Source organism: Arthrobacter sp. MMS18-M83, from assembly GCF_026683955.1.
GTDB lineage: Bacteria > Actinomycetota > Actinomycetes > Actinomycetales > Micrococcaceae > Arthrobacter.
Map to the genome: position 1 here is coordinate 4,131,083 of NZ_CP113343.1, position 15,612 is coordinate 4,146,694.

The following is a 15,612-nucleotide window of genomic DNA, read 5'->3' on the forward strand; positions in this document are numbered from 1 at the left end:
AACCGGAAGATCAAAGGTGGAAGGCGCTCTGCCAGCCCTTAATGGATTCCGGACTCAGCCCCGCAAGGAATTTCGGATGGAGATCCTTGCCTGGTCCAGGACGGTCCGCACGGTTTCAAGGGCGATTGGAGTCAGGGCCTTGGACCCCGCATGCTGTCGCAGTTCCACTCGGATGTCATCGCGGAAGGACTGGACCATCATCTCGGCCTCCTTGAGGATCCGGTGTCCCTCCGGCGAGTAGCTTCCCGCCCACGATTGGAATTCCGGCGACTTCGCATTGGCGCGTGCGGCTTCGGCGGTTGCCGCCAGGTCTGCCCGCAAGCCGCGCATGTTGCTGCGGATGTCCTCGCGGAGGTTATCTGCCAACCGCCGAACGGACTCAGAGATGTTGTCCTCGACGTCGGCCAGTTCCTGCCGCCGGCTGTTGAGCTCCGCCAGTCCGGCAGCGGTGATGGAGTAGTTGGTGCGGCGCCCATCACTGCTGGTGGCCACCAGTCCTTCTTCCTCGAGTTTGCCAAGCCGCGGGTAGATGGTTCCGGCGCTGGGGGAGTAGGTCCCCCCGAAGCGTTCTCCGAGGGCCTTGATGAGCTCGTAGCCGTGTTTGGGGCCTGATTCCAGGAGTGCCAGCAGATAGAGCCGGAGGGCTCCGTGGGCAAAGACGGGCGGCATCAGACTTCCTCTTCTCCGGGGACTGAGTGTGCTGTTCCTCGGGTTGGTGCGCTGCCATGGATGATAGAGGTTTTTCCGGACACAGAATTGGTGCGGACCACCATGAGGCGCTCATCGGGGCCAGCGATTGTCTGGACCCTGCCGCCTCCCTGGGCGTAGAACTGGTCATCGATCATCACGGTACCGCTGGCCGTCTTGGCAACAATGTCCACTCCGACGTCATGCGGCAGGCGGATCGTGAGGTCGCCCGATACGGAATTGGCTCCGAAATCCTGGGTGTAGCCGTGGAGATCGAAGCTGAGGTCGCCGCTGACAGTGTTGGCCCGTATGTTCTTGAAGCGGCCCGAAGCCGTGACCTCGCCCGAGACGCTCTTGGCTGTCATGATCCCGTCGTGGTTGCGGGCGATGACTTCGCCACTGACGGTGTTGACCTGAAGCTCGCCGCGCGTGCCGTCAGCGAGGACGGACCCGGAAACCGTGTTGAGGCGGATATGGCCGGTGACGCCCGACACCATGCCGTCACCGCCCACGGTGCCTGCTTCGACGTCGACACCGGCGGGCAATGCAATGCTGATGACGACGGTGTTCGTACTGGTGTTGTTGACGGTTCCCATAAGGTTGCGGAACCAACCCTGCGGGCCGTGCAACTGATGGCGGACTTCGAGCCGGCCATCAACGAGGCTGACGCTCAGTGGATCACCGTTGATTTCCGAGACTTCGATCCTGGCGATCGGTTCATCGTGCGTGACTACGTCAAAGCGGCCCTTGACGATCCCCAGCTTAAGTGACCGGACGCCGTCGACGTCGATGGTCTGCGGGCCGGTAACGGTCCAGTTTTCTTCTGACATAACCCCTCCAAAGGATGCGATATATCGCGTATGACACTTACGATATATCGCGAATTGCGTGTTGGCAATGGGTTCATCGTTGGAGGGGGCGCTTCGCGCTCCGGTTATTCCGGCTGGGCAATCCTCAGCCACTGGAACCAGCCACGGTGCAACACGAGCCAGGCCATGAGGCCGTAGCCCGCCTGGCCCGGAGTGCCACCGTTGGCTGCGAGGTCAGTACGCCATTGTTCGTGGTTGAGCAATGGCGAGAACGTGTCCACGTACTGGTGGTTGCGGCGGGTGGTGACGTCTGCAAATGCGGCGTTGAGGTCCGCGATCCGGCGGTTCTTGGCCGGGTCCAGCGTAGGTGGCGGACCGACGACGAAGACTTCGATGTTGCTTTGGGATGCCCCGTCCAGGATATTGGCCAGGTTGAGGCGGCTACGCGCTGTGGAGACGCCGAATTCGATGTCGCGGCTGGACAGGCCGATCACAAGGCGGTTCTCATGGACGTTGCTGAAGCGTCGCCCGGCTTCGTCGAGCCAGCGGCCCGCGAGGCCCTCTGTACCTTCCATGGGGCAGGGAAGAGAGTAACTCTCCACAAGAACGCCGTCCTGGGGAGTTCGTGCAAGAACCCTTCCGAGCCAGCCCAAGGCCCTGGGGTCACCTAGCCCGGCGAGTAGTTCATCGCCAACAGCTGCGATGCGCAGCTTCCTGTCTTCCACAGTTACCTCTTCACCAAACGTTGCGGTCCTTGCATTGTGCCCGGCCGGGCGGCAGGAGCACCGGACACTTGTTCCATTAACAGAACTGCCCGGCTGGAAGCGGGTATTGAACCTCCAGCCGGGCAGTCGCCGTTTTACTTGCGTTCGAATGCCTGCTTGAGCAAGGTGGCCTGCTCGGCGCTGTGGCGCTTCATGGAGCCGGCTGCCGTGGAGGCGGATGCCGGACGTGAAACGAGGCGGACCTTCCGGTCCAGTGCCTGCGGAAGGTTCAAACCGATGAACGGCCATGGACCCTGGTTGGCGGGTTCGTCCTGCGCCCAGACGATGTCGGCGTTCGGGTATTTGGCGAGTTCGGCTTCGATCTGAGCCTGGGGCAACGGGTACAGCTGCTCGAGGCGGATGATTGCCGTCGAGGTGTCGCCGGTCTTTTGGCGGTTCGACAGAAGATCGTAGTAGAGACGGCCGGAAACCAGGATTACGCGGTCCACACTCTGATCCTGCAGTGGCTCGTGCTCGCCTATGACCGGCTTGAAGCCGCCTGTGGTGAAGTTCTCCACCGCAGAAGCCGCCCCCTTGAGGCGCAAAAGCTGCTTGGGGGTGAAGATGATGAGCGGCTTGCGTGGCCGGCTGTAGGCCTGGCGCCGCAGCAAGTGGAAGTGCGAAGCAGCCGTCGTGGGGTTGGCCACGACCATGTTGTCCTCGGCGCACAGCTGCAGGAAGCGTTCGATGCGGGCGGACGAGTGGTCCGGTCCCTGGCCTTCGTAGCCGTGGGGCAGCATGAGGACGAGCGAGGAACGCTGGCCCCATTTCTGCTCGGCCGAGGAGATGAATTCGTCGATGATGGTCTGCGCACCGTTGACGAAGTCACCGAACTGGGCCTCCCACAACACCAAGGCATCCGGGCGTTCCACGGAGTAACCGTATTCGAATCCCATGGCGGCGTATTCGGACAACAAAGAGTCGTAGATCCACAGCTTGGCCTGCTTGTCGCTCAGGTTGCCCAGCGGCATCCATTCGCTGCCGTTGGCGCGGTCGTGGAAAACGGCGTGGCGTTGCACGAACGTGCCACGGCGGGAGTCCTGGCCGGCCAGGCGGACGGGAACGCCCTCCATGACGAGCGAACCAAAGGCTGCGATCTCACCGAAGCCCCAGTCGATGCCGCCTTCGCGGGACATCTGCTCGCGCTTCTCCAAGAGCTGCTTGAGCTTGGAGTGGACCGTGAAGTCCTCCGGAACGTCCAGGTGCGCCTGGCCGATCCGTTGGAGCATCTCGGCTGAAATAGCGGTGGTAGCCGGCGCGTTGGTCCCGGAGTCCGCCTGCTGGGCGATGGGACGCTCGATGTCGGAGACCGCGGCGGAATCAGCCGTGATGATCGGGATCGGCGAAGTCTGTGCAGCGTGGGTCTCAGCGAAGACGCGTTCCAAGCGTTCCTGGTAGTCGCGCAGCAACTGCTCGGCTTCGTCCTCGGTGATGTCACCACGGCCAATGAGCGACTCGGTGTAGAGCTTGCGGACGGAGCGCTTGGCTTCGATCAGGTTGTACATGAGGGGCTGCGTCATCGACGGGTCGTCGCCCTCGTTGTGTCCACGGCGGCGGTAGCACACCATGTCGACAATGACGTCCTTGTGGAAGCGCTGGCGGAATTCGTATGCCAACTGCGCGATGCGCACCACAGCTTCGGGGTCGTCACCGTTCACGTGGAAGATCGGGGCCTGGATCATCTTGGCCACGTCGGTGGAGTACGTCGAGGAACGCGACGACGAAGGCGCCGTGGTGAAGCCGACCTGGTTGTTCACGATGATGTGGATGGTTCCACCGGTACGGTAGCCACGCAACTGGGACAGGTTGAGCGTTTCCGCCACAACGCCCTGGCCTGCAAACGCGGCATCGCCGTGAACCATGATAGGCAGCACCGGGAACGCCTCGCCCTGGTCCAGCCGGTCCTGCTTGGCACGGACGATGCCTTCAAGCACGGAGTCAACCGCTTCAAGGTGGGACGGATTGGCCGCGAGATAGACCTTGGTCTCATTGCCGTTGTCCGAGGTGAACGTGCCCTCGGTGCCGAGGTGGTACTTGACGTCGCCTGAGCCCTGCACCGAACGGGGGTCCTGGGTGCCTTCGAATTCACGGAACACTTGGGCGTAGGTCTTGCCTGCGATGTTGGTCAGCACGTTGAGGCGGCCACGGTGGGCCATGCCGATCGCAACTTCGTCGAGGCCGTCGTCGGCAGCGTCGGAAATGATGGTGTCCAACAGCGGAATCAGGGATTCTCCGCCTTCGAGGGAGAATCGCTTCTGGCCCACGAACTTGGTCTGCAGGAAGGTTTCGAAGGCCTCCGCTGCGTTGAGCTTGGAAACGATACGAAGTTGCTCTTCGCGGCTCGGCTTGGAGTACGGGTGCTCCACCTGGTCCTGGAACCACTTGCGTTCTTCAGGCTCCTGGATGTGCATGTATTCAATGCCCGTGGTGCGGCAGTAGGCATCGCGAAGGACACCGAGGATGTCGCGGAACTTGAGCATCGGCTTGCCGCCGAAACCGCCGGTGGGCCATTCGCGGTCCAGGTCCCACAGGGTGAGCCCATAGGTGAGGACGTCGAGGTCAGGGTGCTTGCGCTGGACGTACTCAAGCGGGTTCGTGTCTGCCATGAGGTGGCCGCGGACCCGGTAGGAGTGGATCAGCTGCTGGATGCGGGCGACCTTGTTGATCTCGTCAGCGGGGTCCACCTGAAGGTCGGGGCTCCAACGGACGGGCTCGTAGGGAATGCGCAGGGCTTCGAAGATCTCGTCGTAGAAGTTCTGTGCACCGAGGAGCAGCTGGTGGACGAGCTTGAGGAATTCACCACTGCCGGCGCCCTGGATGACGCGGTGGTCGTACGTGGACGTCAGCGTGAGGATCTTGCTGATGGCGTTCTGGGCGATGATCTTCTCGCTGGCGCCCTGCCATTCAGCCGGGTAGTCGAGGGCCCCGACGCCGATGATGGCAGCCTGGCCCTTGGAGAGCCGGGGCACGGAGTGCACGGTGCCGATGCCGCCCGGGTTTGTGAGGGAGACCGTGGTGCCCGCGTGGTCGTCCGCCGTGAGCTTGCCGTTGCGGGCGCGCTTGATCAGGTCTTCATAGGTGTGCCAGAACTCCGCGAAGTTCATGGTCTCGGCCTTCTTGATGTTGGGGACCATCAGCAGGCGGGTACCGTCGGGCTTCGGCATGTCAATGGCGATTCCGAAGTTAAACGTGCGCGGGCTGCACGGCAACGGGCTTGCCGTCAATTTCGTCGTAGTACACGTTCATTGACGGGAACTGGGAGAGGGCGCGGACCACAGCGTAGCCAATGAGGTGGGTGAAGGAGACCTTGCCGCCGCGGGCACGGGCAAGGTTGGAATTGATGACAACGCGGTTGTCGATCAGCAGCTTCGCCGGAACGGCCCTGACGCTCGTGGCAGTAGGGACCTCAAGGCTCATCACCATGTTGGAAGCGATGGCCTTGGCCGGACCACGGAGGACGGAGACGACGTCCTCCTCCGGCGGAGTGGGGGCCTTGGTGCTCTTGGGTAGCTGTGCCGGGATCGGCTGGGCCTGGCTGCCGTCGGACGGCTTCTGCGCGCCGTCCTTGGCGACAGTGGCCGGAGCCTTCTTGGCTGGTGCCGCTACGGCGGAAGCCGCAGGGGCCGGTGTGGCGGTGGCAGGAGCGGCTGCCGGAGAAACCACGGGCGCAATCGGCGTCGTTGCCGTTGCTGCGGCCTGTGCCACGACAGGAATTTCACGAGTGGGAGGGTTTGCAGGGGTTGCGGATGTTCCGTTGGAAGAAGTGCCGTCAGCGGTATCGAAAGATTCGAAAAGCGGCCACCACTTGGCGTCGACCGAATTCTTGTCCTGCTGGTACCGCTCGTACAGTTCGTCAACGAGCCACTCGTTTCCGCCAAATTCCTCGGGTAGACGGTGGCTTGGCTGCTCTGGCACTTGAAATACGCCTCTTCCATGAGTGTTGATTTCCAGCTGGCCCGGGGAACTGCAGAGAGTGCAAAGGCGAGCCAGGGTCTGGGTCCCGCGAACTCAGACCCTAGCCAGTCTAGTGACGAGCGACGGCTATCTGCCAATAGTGGTGACCTAAATCATGCCAATCCCGATGTGTGCTGGATGTAGCGCCCTGACAGGGCCCAGTTTTCGCGTGTTTTTTCAGCGGATTTTCATGGCCAGACCTTGTCACGGCCGGTGAATTCGCCTCGCGGCCGGACTGTAGACTGGGATTCTTATGGACAGTAATTCTAGGTGCCGGCCTGGGACCTGCAGGGGAAGCCGTTTGGCAATCTCCGCGCAGCGCACCCGTCGAGCCGGCAACACCCGTACACATGCCCATCGCACCCCGGAGCTTCAGGCCGGCAGGGCAGCGGATCGTTCTTCCGCTGCGTCCGACCAACCCCCGCCGGGTCAATCAGGCATTAGTCTGCCTAGACTCCTGCTCCAGCCTTCCGCACCAGCCGGCGGTGGCCTCTAATGGAGTGGCTTTTCCTTCTCGCCGGTTTGCTCCTGATTCTGGGCACCGGCTTCTTCGTCGCCGTGGAATTCTCCCTCGTGACACTCGACCAGGCGACCGTCCAAAGAGCGATCGACGGCGGCGACCACGCCGCTGTGGCGTTGCTGAAATGCTTGAAATCCCTTTCTACCCAGCTGTCAAGCTGCCAATTGGGGATCACCCTCACTACCTTGCTGACCGGTTTCGTCATGGAGCCTTCGGTTGGCTTCCTGTTGCACGGGCCGTTGCTCTGGGCCGGGCTGCCTGAGGCTGCCGCGCAGTCCGTGTCGCTCATCATGGCCATGACTTTCGCCACCGTGTTGTCGATGCTGATCGGCGAGCTCGTCCCCAAGAACATGGCCTTAGCCTTGGCTTTTCCGCTCGGCCGGGGGTTGGCCCGCCCGCAATTGATGTTCACAGCCGTATTCAAGCCCGCAATCGTGGTGCTCAATGGCTTCTCCAACAAGGTGCTCAACCTCGTTGGGCTAGAGGCTAAGGAAGAGATCTCCGGCGCCCGCTCGCCTTCTGAACTGGCCTCGTTGGTGCGCCGTTCGGCGGAGCTGGGAACCCTCGACGCCGGGACGGCCAACTTCGTTGCTCGCACGCTGAACTTTTCCGCCAGGACCGCGGCGGATGTCATGACGCCGCGCATCCGTATGGAAACCATTGACGCCGATCAGCCGGTATCGGACATCATCGAGGCCGCCCGGCGCACCGGATACTCTCGCTTTCCTGTCATCGGTGAGTCCGCCGATGACATCCGTGGCGTGGTGCACATCAAGAAAGCCGTGTCCGTCCCGTCTGAACGCAGGAGGAGGGTCGAGGCCGGCGCCATCATGTCCGAGGTCCTGAGCGTTCCCGAAACCATCCACCTCGACTCTTTGCTCTTGGAACTCCGCGAGGGCAACCTGCAACTCGCCGTCGTGCTCGATGAGTACGGCGGAACCGCAGGAATCGCAACGCTCGAGGACCTGGTGGAGGAAATCGTTGGCGAAGTGGCAGATGAACACGACAAAGTCCGCCCTGGATTGCTGCAAAGCGCCTCGGGGGACTGGTACTTCCCCGGACTATTGCGCCCTGACGAAGTTAGCGAACAGATCCCGGGTCTGACCGTCCAGGACGACCCCGCGTACGAGACCGTAGGCGGCTATGTCATGAGCCAACTGGGACGGATCGCGATTGTCGGCGACGTCGTCGAGGCGGGCGGCGGCACCCTCGCCGTCACCCGAATGGACGGCCGGCGGATCGATCGTATTTGCTTCCACCCCACAGCACCCGAGCCTGAAGATGAAGGCACTGACTTTAAAGCCACTGCGGAACGTGAAGCGACGGGATGGCAAAGCAGGAAGCAAGCCAGCAAGCGGTTAGGTAAGAGCTCCGGCAACTCGCCAGGCAATGCCATTGGCAACCCCGCCGGCAAAACCGTCCGCAAAGGACGTGCTGCATGAGCGACTGGGCAGGAATCCTGTGGCTCCTAGTGCTGTTGATCGGCAACGCGTTCTTTGTCGGCGCCGAGTTTGCCGTCATGTCTGCGCGCCGCAGCCAGATTGAACCTTTGGCCAAACGCGGTTCCAAGCGCGCGCAGACCACCCTCTACGCGATGGAACACGTCTCGCTGATGCTTGCGTGTGCTCAGCTTGGCATCACCGTCTGTTCGCTGCTGATTCTCCTCGTGGCCGAGCCAGCCATCCACCATTTGCTGGGAGCACCCCTGGAATCCGTGGGCGTCCCCGTCGAATTGGCCGGTGCTATCGCTTTTGCGGTTGCCCTGCTGGCGGTCACGTTCTTGCATGTCACCTTTGGCGAGATGGTCCCCAAGAACATCTCTGTTTCAGTGGCGGACAAGGCAGCATTGCTCTTGGCGCCTCCTTTGGTCCACATAGCCCGCTTCGTGAAGCCCGTTATCTGGACGCTGAACTTTCTGGCAAATCGCATTCTGCGCCTGATGAAGATCGAGCCGAAGGACGAGGTGACCTCCTCCTTCACGCTTGAGGAGGTGCAGTCGATCGTCCAGGAATCGACTCGCCACGGACTGGTGGACGACGACGCAGGCCTGCTGAGCGGCGCTCTTGAGTTTTCAGAACACACCGCCGCGCACATCATGGTGCCGCTCGACAAGCTCGTGATGCTCAAGCCTGGATCCACACCGCGCCAACTGGAGAAAGCCGTCAGCCGCACCGGCTTCTCGCGTTTCCCGGTGTTGGACGACGACGGCGAGCTGACCGGTTATCTGCACATCAAGGACGTGCTCTCCATTCCGGAAGAGGGACGGCGCTATCCGATTGCGGAAAGTCGGATTCGGTCCCTCGTGAACCTCGCGCCCGAGGACGAGGTTGAAGATGCCATGTCCGTGATGCAACGGACCGGCTCGCACCTTGGCCGGGTTGTCGGGGCGGGTGGCGCGACACTGGGGGTGTTGTTCCTGGAAGACGTTATCGAACAGTTGGTTGGTGAGATCCGGGATGCCACCCAGGCCACGGGGATCCGGCGCTTGGGTGGACCTTCGTCAACGTAGCTTCTTGCCGGCCCGGCGGGGACGGCAAGAACCTCTAGCGAATCCTAAATAGGAATCATTCCCATTTATGGATACACTCAGTGAGCCAACTATTGTGCTTGATTCTCATTTGAGTAGATCCGAGGTTTCCCGTGCGTCGCACCGCCGCCCGTCTTTCCCTTACCGCTTCCGCCGGCCTTGCCGTCCTCCTTGCCGCATGCGCGGCACCCGCCGCGACTGCGCCGTCGTCGTCCTCCGGGGTGATCGATGTGGTCGCCTCCACCAGTGTTTATGGCGACATCGTCAAGAGCGTCGGTGGCGACAAAGTGGCGGTGACCTCCATCATCTCCAAGACCAGCCAGGACCCGCACTCCTACGAGGCCAGCACCCAGGACAAGCTGGCCATCTCGAAAGCCCGGCTGGTGATCGACAACGGTGCGGGCTACGACGACTTCTTCAGCAAGCTGAGCGATGACAGCAAAGTCCCCGCTGACAAGGTCATCACCGCCGTCAACGCGTCCGGGCTCCTTCCTACTGCAACGGGCGGCGCCACCTCCAAGGTGCCGGAAGGGTTCAATGAGCATGTCTGGTACAACTTCGACGCCATGGGCAAGGTGGCCGATGCCGTTGCTGCGAAGCTCGGAAGCCTGAACTCCGCGGAAGCCAAGACGTTCACCGCCAACGCCGATAAGTTCAAGTCGTCCCTGAGCGGGCTCAGCGCCAAGGTCGCAGATATCAAGGCTTCCAAGGGCTCCGCTCCGGTAGCCATCACCGAGCCGGTCCCGGGCTACTTGTTGGAAGCTGCTGGCCTGGAAAACAAGACGCCTGAGGAATTCAGCCACGCGATCGAGGCCGGCTCGGACGTTCCTCCGGCGGCAGTCAAGGAAACGAGCGATCTGATTACTTCGAAGTCGGTGCGGTTCCTGGCGTACAACGAACAGACCGCGGGCGCCGAGACGGAGAAGCTGAAGGCCGCAGCGACCACGGCCGGAGTTCCGGTTGTCGGATTCACCGAGACACTTCCGGAGGGCAAGGACTACATCGCCTGGATGACGGACAACGTGGGCAACATCGCCGCTGCGCTGAACAAGTAGCGAGCATAGGCAAGACAGGAAGCTGACGGGCCCCGCAATCGTCCTAAGATGTACAGGGCGGCTGCGGGGCGTTTTGTGTTCCGAACATAGGGTGCTTTCCAAAACACGGGTGCATTCCAGGCGCATGCAACAGCAACACAGCTTCGCGAACCCCATGGATCGAGGATTTCTTTTTGACACCGGTAGTGAGCCTTCGCGGTGCGGGTCTCCAGTTTGGCCAGCGGGCCCTCTGGAAGGACCTCGATGTGGACATCAGGGCGGGTGAGTTCTTCGCTGTGCTTGGTCCCAACGGCAGCGGCAAGACCAGTTTCCTCAAAGTCCTCCTCGGCCTGCAGCAACTCCACTCAGGAACGGTGACCGTGGGCGGACACCCCGTTGAACGAGGGAGCCGAAGGATCGGCTATGTCCCGCAGCAGAAGTCCTTTGCCCCGGACACACCGCTGCGCGCCCGGGACCTGGTTGCCCTCGGCGTCGACGGCCACCGCTGGGGTTTGCGGATTAACGCCAAAGCTGTCAATGACCGCGTCGACAGTCTTTTGAAACTGGTAGGGGCAAGCGATTACGCGCGCGTTCCAGTTGGACAATTGTCAGGAGGGGAGCAGCAGAGGCTCCGGGTTGCGCAGGCGTTGGCCGCTGAGCCTGAACTCCTGCTCTGTGACGAACCGCTGCTCTCCTTGGATTTGCACCACCAACAGGCCGTGAGCGCCCTCATTAACCGGCAATGCCACGAACGGAACAGCGCCGTGGTGTTCGTGACCCACGAGATCAACCCGGTCATCGACTACGTGGACCGTGTCCTCTACCTCGCAGGCGGCAGGTTCAGGGTGGGAACACCCGAGGAGGTCATGACCACAGAGGTTCTCTCCGAGCTGTACAACAGCCATGTGGAGGTGATCCGCGCGAACGGCCGGATCGTCGTCGTCGGGCTTCCGGACGCCACCACCCACTACCATGACGACGCGCACGCTGGCGTGGAGGAGGGCCACTAAATGGACTTCGGCAGCATCCTGCACACCATCTTCAACTTTGAAAACTACGGCGAACTGCTGGCGTTGGTACAGAATTCCATCTGGGCTGGTGCCGTCCTAGGCCTTCTCGGCGGGCTCGTCGGCACTTTTGTCATGAAACGGGACCTTGCTTTCGCGGTGCACGGCATTTCGGAATTGTCCTTTGCCGGGGCCTCATTCGCATTGCTCATCGGAACGGACATCATTCTTGGCTCGCTGGCGGGTTCTGTTGCGGCCGCACTGCTGCTGGGACTCATGGGCGTCCGGGCGCGGGACAAGAATTCGATCATCGGCGTCATCATGCCGTTCGGGCTGGGCCTTGGCATCTTGTTCCTGGCCCTTTACCAGGGCCGCGCTGCCAACAAGTTCGGACTCCTGACCGGCCAGATCGTCTCAGTGGACACCGTGCAGCTCCAGGTTCTGGCGGGCACGGCCGTGGTGGTCATGATCGCGCTGGCCGCAATGTGGCGTCCGCTGAGTTTCGCGAGCGTTGATCCCGAGATGGCTGAAGCCAGGGGAGTGCCTGTCCGCGGGTTGGCGATTGCTTTCATGGTGTTGCTCGGCGTCAGCGTTGCACTGTCCATCCAGATAGTCGGCGCACTGCTGGTACTGGCCCTGCTGATCACTCCCGCGGCCGCTGCCCTGCGGGTGACCACTTCGCCGCGGCTCGTGGTCCTGTTGAGCGTGCTCTTTGCCATCACTGCCACCGTGGGCGGAATCCTTCTCGCGCTCGGCAGCCGGATTCCCATCAGCCCGTACGTCACCACATTGTCGTTCCTGATCTACGTGGTGTGCCGGATCATCGGCAATGTACGCGCCAAGCGGGGGATCAACGGCCGGGTAGTCCGTCCGCACCAAGCCGTCCTGGACCGAGCCGCGGAGGACCGCGCGGTGGCTGGATAGACGCGCGGCTGGTTAGACGCGGTGGCTGGCTAGAGCAGGCCGGCGGCCTTCTTGGCCGTGCACTCTGGGCAGAGTCCGAAAATCTCCACCGTGTGCGCCACTTCGGTGTAGCCGTTCTCGGCTGCCACCCGGGCCGCCCACGTCTCGACGGCCGGTGCCTCCACCTCGACGGCCTTGCCGCAATTGCGGCACAGCAAGTGATGGTGGTGACCCGTTACGGCGCAGCGGCGGTAGACGGCTTCACCGTCGGCATTGCGAAGAACATCGATGAGACCATCGTCGGCCAGGGACTGCAGAATGCGGTAAGCCGTGGCCAAGGACACGGAGACGCCCTGGTTCTGGAGCAACCTATACAGTTCCTGGGTGCTCACGAAATCGTCCAGTTCGTCCAGGGCGGCGCTGACAGCCAGGCGCTGCTTGGTGACGCGCTGCTCCTTGACAGCGGGATCCTTCGCAGCCGGTAGCGGCTGGGCTGCGGGTCCGGACGTGGCGGCATTGGCGCCGTGTGACATTCGTGAACTCATTTCCATGTGGATGTTCGCAAACACCAAGGTTACCAGCCGGCCGCCCATGGATACCGGTTCTTGGGCGCTGGCTCATGGACACCGCCGGAGGCCCGCCCCTAGGCTGGCTGCATGAAGCTCACCAAGTTCACCCATGCTTGTGTCCGCCTGCAAAAGGACAGCCAGGTCCTCGTGATTGACCCGGGCACCTTCTCCGAGTCCGAGGAAGCCCTTGCCGGGGCCCACGTGGTGCTGATCACCCACGAGCACGCTGACCATGTGGACGCCGACGCCGTGGTCGAGGCGCTCAAAGGAAACCCCGGACTGCAGGTGCATGCACCTGCCGGTGTCGCCTCCCAGCTCGCTGCCAAAGCGGGCGACGACGGCGGCCGGGTGCACGCCGTCGAACCCGGCTCCTCCTTCGAAGCCGGTGGCTTCGCGGTACGCTCCTTTGGAGGCCAGCATGCCCTTATCCACCCGCAGATTCCCGTAGTGGCTAACATCGGCTACCTTGTGGACGAAAACGTCTTCCACCCCGGGGACTCGTTCGTTGTCCCTGATGGCATTGACGTCAAGACGCTCTTGGTGCCGATTCACGCACCGTGGTCAAAGGTGGGCGAAGTGGTGGACTTCGTGATCTCCGTCCGGGCACCCAAGGCCTACCCGGTCCACGACGGCCTGCTCAACGAACTGGGACGCGGGTTGGTGGAAGCCCATGTGACCCGGATCGGCGCGAAATACGGTACCAGCTACGCCAGGCTGTCCCCACGGGAGTCGGTGGAGGTCTAGCCAGGTCCGCTGGTCGCCCTGTTTACATCTTGCTTGGCCAAGTGCCCGTCTCGAAGAAGTCGACCAGGACGGCCTCGTATGGCGCGGGATCCAGGCCGCGCTCGGCGATCCAGTCCGGGTTGTAATAGCTTCCGGCGTAGCGATCGCCGGCGTCGCACATGAGGGAGACAATGCTGCCGCGCTTTCCCTTGGCAACCATGTCGGCAATCAACTGGCAGACGCCCCAAAGGTTGGTTCCCGTGGATGGCCCGGCATGAAGCCCGGCAAGCCGCTGCAGTTGCCGCATGGCCGCCACAGAAGCGGCGTCGGGAACCTGGATCATGGTGTCGATGACGGCCGGGACGAAGCTGGGCTCCATCCGGGGCCGCCCAATGCCTTCGATGCGGGACGGCATCCCCGTGGAATAGTCCGAGACGCCGTCGCGCCAACCCGGATAGAACGCTGAGTTCTCCGGATCGACAACGGCCAGCCGGGTGGAGTGGCAGCGGTACCGCAAGTACCGGCCGATGGTGGCACTGGTTCCCCCGGTGCCCGCGCCCACCACGATCCACTCGGGCACGGGGTACTCCTCGAGGGCGAGTTGCTCAAAGATCGACTCGGCGATGTTGTTGTTTCCCCGCCAGTCGGTGGCGCGCTCGGCGAAGGTGAATTGGTCCATGTAGTAACCGCCGGACGTTCGGGCAACGTCCTCGGCTACCGCATAGACCTCGGAAGCATGGTCTACGAGCAAGCAGGCGCCACCGAACTCTTCAATGAGCGCAATCTTTTCCGGGCTGGTGGTCCGGGTCATCACGGCGATGAATGGAAGCCCGATCAGCCTGGCGAAGTATGCCTCCGATACCGCAGTGCTGCCGCTCGAAGCCTCGACGATGGTGGTCCCTTCGGTGATCCAGCCGTTGACCAGGCCGTAGAGGAAGAGCGACCGGGCTAAACGATGCTTGAGGCTGCCGGAACGGTGTGTGGACTCGTCCTTGAGGTAGAGCTGGACGCCCCAGTGTTCGGGGAGCGGCACCGCGTAGAGGTGCGTGTCCGCCGAGCGGTTGTTCTCGGCCTCGATGCGGCGGATTGCCTCGCTGGCCCATGCCCGGTCCTGGTTGCGTAGAGTGCTCACCGATCCAGCCTACCGGCGGTGCCTGCCTTGCAAGGATAGGCTGGTAGCCGGTTGGCAGCTGATAGGTAGTCGCTGTAAAAACGAAGGAGATTTGATGGCCACCCTCATTGACGTAGCCGCGCTCAAGGACCGCATGGACGCGGGCGAGCGGACCGTATTGCTTGATGTCCGCTGGGCGCTGGGCGATCCGCATGGCCACTCGCATTTCCGCCAGGCCCACATCCCCGGCGCAGTCTACGTGGACTTGCACAATGAGCTCGCGGATCCCTGCGCCGAGGGTCAGGGTAGGCACCCGTTGCCCCGCACCGCTGCGCTGCAGCGAAGCGCCCGTGCGTGGGGCATCAACGACGGCGACACCGTTGTTGCGTACGATGACAGTGGCAGCACCGCGGCGGCGCGGTTATGGTGGCTGCTCCGGGACGCCGGTTTCCATTCCGTGTTCCTGCTCGACGGCGGATTGGGCGCCTGGGGGGCGGCCGGCTACCCGTTGGCCCAGGACGAGCAGCCACCGGTACCCGGCGACGTCGTTCTTGGACACGGCCACATGGATGCGATCAGCATGGAGGAAGCGGCAGACTGGCACAATCACGGGATCCTTCTCGATGCCCGCGCGGGAGAACGCTACCGCGGCGAGATCGAACCCGTTGATCCCCGCGCCGGGCACATTCCTGGCGCCCTGAGCGCCCCCACTGCCGCAAACCTCGGACCGGACGGCACATTTCTCCGTGCAGCTGAGCTCCGCGATAGATTTGCTGGCCTGGGCATCGACGATGGCAGCAAGGTGGCGGTCTACTGCGGCTCCGGCGTGACGGCGGCCCATGAAATCGCCGCCCTTGAAATTGCCGGCTTCAGGGCGGCGCTGTTCCCGGGTTCCTTTTCCCAGTGGTCCTCGCTTGACTCCAACCGCGTGGTGATCGGTGCCGAGCCCCTGGGCGCGCCTGGCCGGTGAATCTGCTTCGGTCAATGACATCGGAGGGCCTGGC

General features: G+C 62.7%; 12 protein-coding genes and 1 pseudogene. 7 read left to right on the forward strand and 6 right to left on the reverse strand.

Translation table 11 applies throughout. The annotated features are described in order from the left end of the window. Positions 1–54: 54 nt before the first annotated feature. From OW521_RS19495 to OW521_RS19510, 4 genes and pseudogenes are all read right to left on the reverse strand, one after another. Positions 55–669: a PadR family transcriptional regulator gene (locus OW521_RS19495; RefSeq protein ID WP_268021199.1), complete on the reverse strand. Its 615-nt coding sequence runs from the start codon at positions 667–669 to the stop codon at positions 55–57. Then, entirely contained in the window at positions 669–1,517 is an 849-nt protein-coding gene (locus OW521_RS19500; RefSeq protein WP_268021200.1) for a DUF4097 family beta strand repeat-containing protein, read from the reverse strand. Before OW521_RS19500 ends, OW521_RS19495 begins: the two co-directional genes overlap by 1 nt. 104 nt (positions 1,518–1,621) lie before the next feature. After that, the gene (locus tag OW521_RS19505; protein WP_268021201.1) at positions 1,622–2,221 is read right to left on the reverse strand and encodes a GDSL-type esterase/lipase family protein; all 600 of its coding nucleotides are present in this window, start codon (positions 2,219–2,221) and stop codon (positions 1,622–1,624) included. Between the two features lie 134 nt (positions 2,222–2,355). Next, positions 2,356–6,175 (reverse strand): annotated as a pseudogene (locus OW521_RS19510) (multifunctional oxoglutarate decarboxylase/oxoglutarate dehydrogenase thiamine pyrophosphate-binding subunit/dihydrolipoyllysine-residue succinyltransferase subunit). A 534-nt stretch (positions 6,176–6,709) separates the two neighbouring features. On the opposite strand from OW521_RS19510, the gene OW521_RS19515 reads away from it, so the two are divergent. The 5 genes from OW521_RS19515 to OW521_RS19535 all read left to right on the forward strand — a co-directional run bounded on the left by OW521_RS19515 (position 6,710) and on the right by OW521_RS19535 (position 12,226). Next, a complete protein-coding gene (locus tag OW521_RS19515; RefSeq protein WP_268021202.1) occupies positions 6,710–8,176 on the forward strand; it encodes a hemolysin family protein in 1,467 nt (488 codons plus the stop codon). Continuing rightward, positions 8,173–9,243: a hemolysin family protein gene (locus tag OW521_RS19520; protein WP_268021203.1), complete on the forward strand. Its 1,071-nt coding sequence runs from the start codon at positions 8,173–8,175 to the stop codon at positions 9,241–9,243. Before OW521_RS19515 ends, OW521_RS19520 begins: the two co-directional genes overlap by 4 nt. Positions 9,244–9,374: 131 nt before the next feature. Further along, entirely contained in the window at positions 9,375–10,316 is a 942-nt protein-coding gene (locus OW521_RS19525) for a metal ABC transporter solute-binding protein, Zn/Mn family (protein ID WP_268021204.1), read from the forward strand. Between the two features lie 173 nt (positions 10,317–10,489). Further along, positions 10,490–11,305 carry a metal ABC transporter ATP-binding protein gene (locus tag OW521_RS19530; protein WP_268021205.1) on the forward strand — a complete coding sequence of 272 codons (816 nt, stop codon included), beginning with the start codon at positions 10,490–10,492 and terminating at the stop codon, positions 11,303–11,305. Further along, a complete protein-coding gene (locus OW521_RS19535) occupies positions 11,306–12,226 on the forward strand; it encodes a metal ABC transporter permease (protein ID WP_268021206.1) in 921 nt (306 codons plus the stop codon). It abuts the gene before it with no gap. A 29-nt stretch (positions 12,227–12,255) separates the two neighbouring features. Here the strand turns inward: OW521_RS19535 and OW521_RS19540 are convergent, their stop codons facing one another. After that, positions 12,256–12,738 (reverse strand): Fur family transcriptional regulator, encoded by a 483-nt coding sequence (locus OW521_RS19540; RefSeq protein WP_268021207.1) that lies wholly within the window; start codon positions 12,736–12,738, stop codon positions 12,256–12,258. Positions 12,739–12,861: 123 nt separating this feature from the next. On the opposite strand from OW521_RS19540, the gene OW521_RS19545 reads away from it, so the two are divergent. Next, the gene (locus OW521_RS19545) at positions 12,862–13,518 is read left to right on the forward strand and encodes an MBL fold metallo-hydrolase (RefSeq protein ID WP_268021208.1); all 657 of its coding nucleotides are present in this window, start codon (positions 12,862–12,864) and stop codon (positions 13,516–13,518) included. Between the two features lie 22 nt (positions 13,519–13,540). On the opposite strand, the gene OW521_RS19550 is transcribed toward OW521_RS19545, so the two are convergent. Continuing rightward, positions 13,541–14,629: a PLP-dependent cysteine synthase family protein gene (locus OW521_RS19550; RefSeq protein WP_268021209.1), complete on the reverse strand. Its 1,089-nt coding sequence runs from the start codon at positions 14,627–14,629 to the stop codon at positions 13,541–13,543. Between the two features lie 94 nt (positions 14,630–14,723). Between OW521_RS19550 and OW521_RS19555 the strand changes: the two genes are divergently transcribed. Further along, entirely contained in the window at positions 14,724–15,578 is an 855-nt protein-coding gene (locus tag OW521_RS19555) for a sulfurtransferase (RefSeq protein ID WP_268021210.1), read from the forward strand. Positions 15,579–15,612 lie beyond the last annotated feature (34 nt).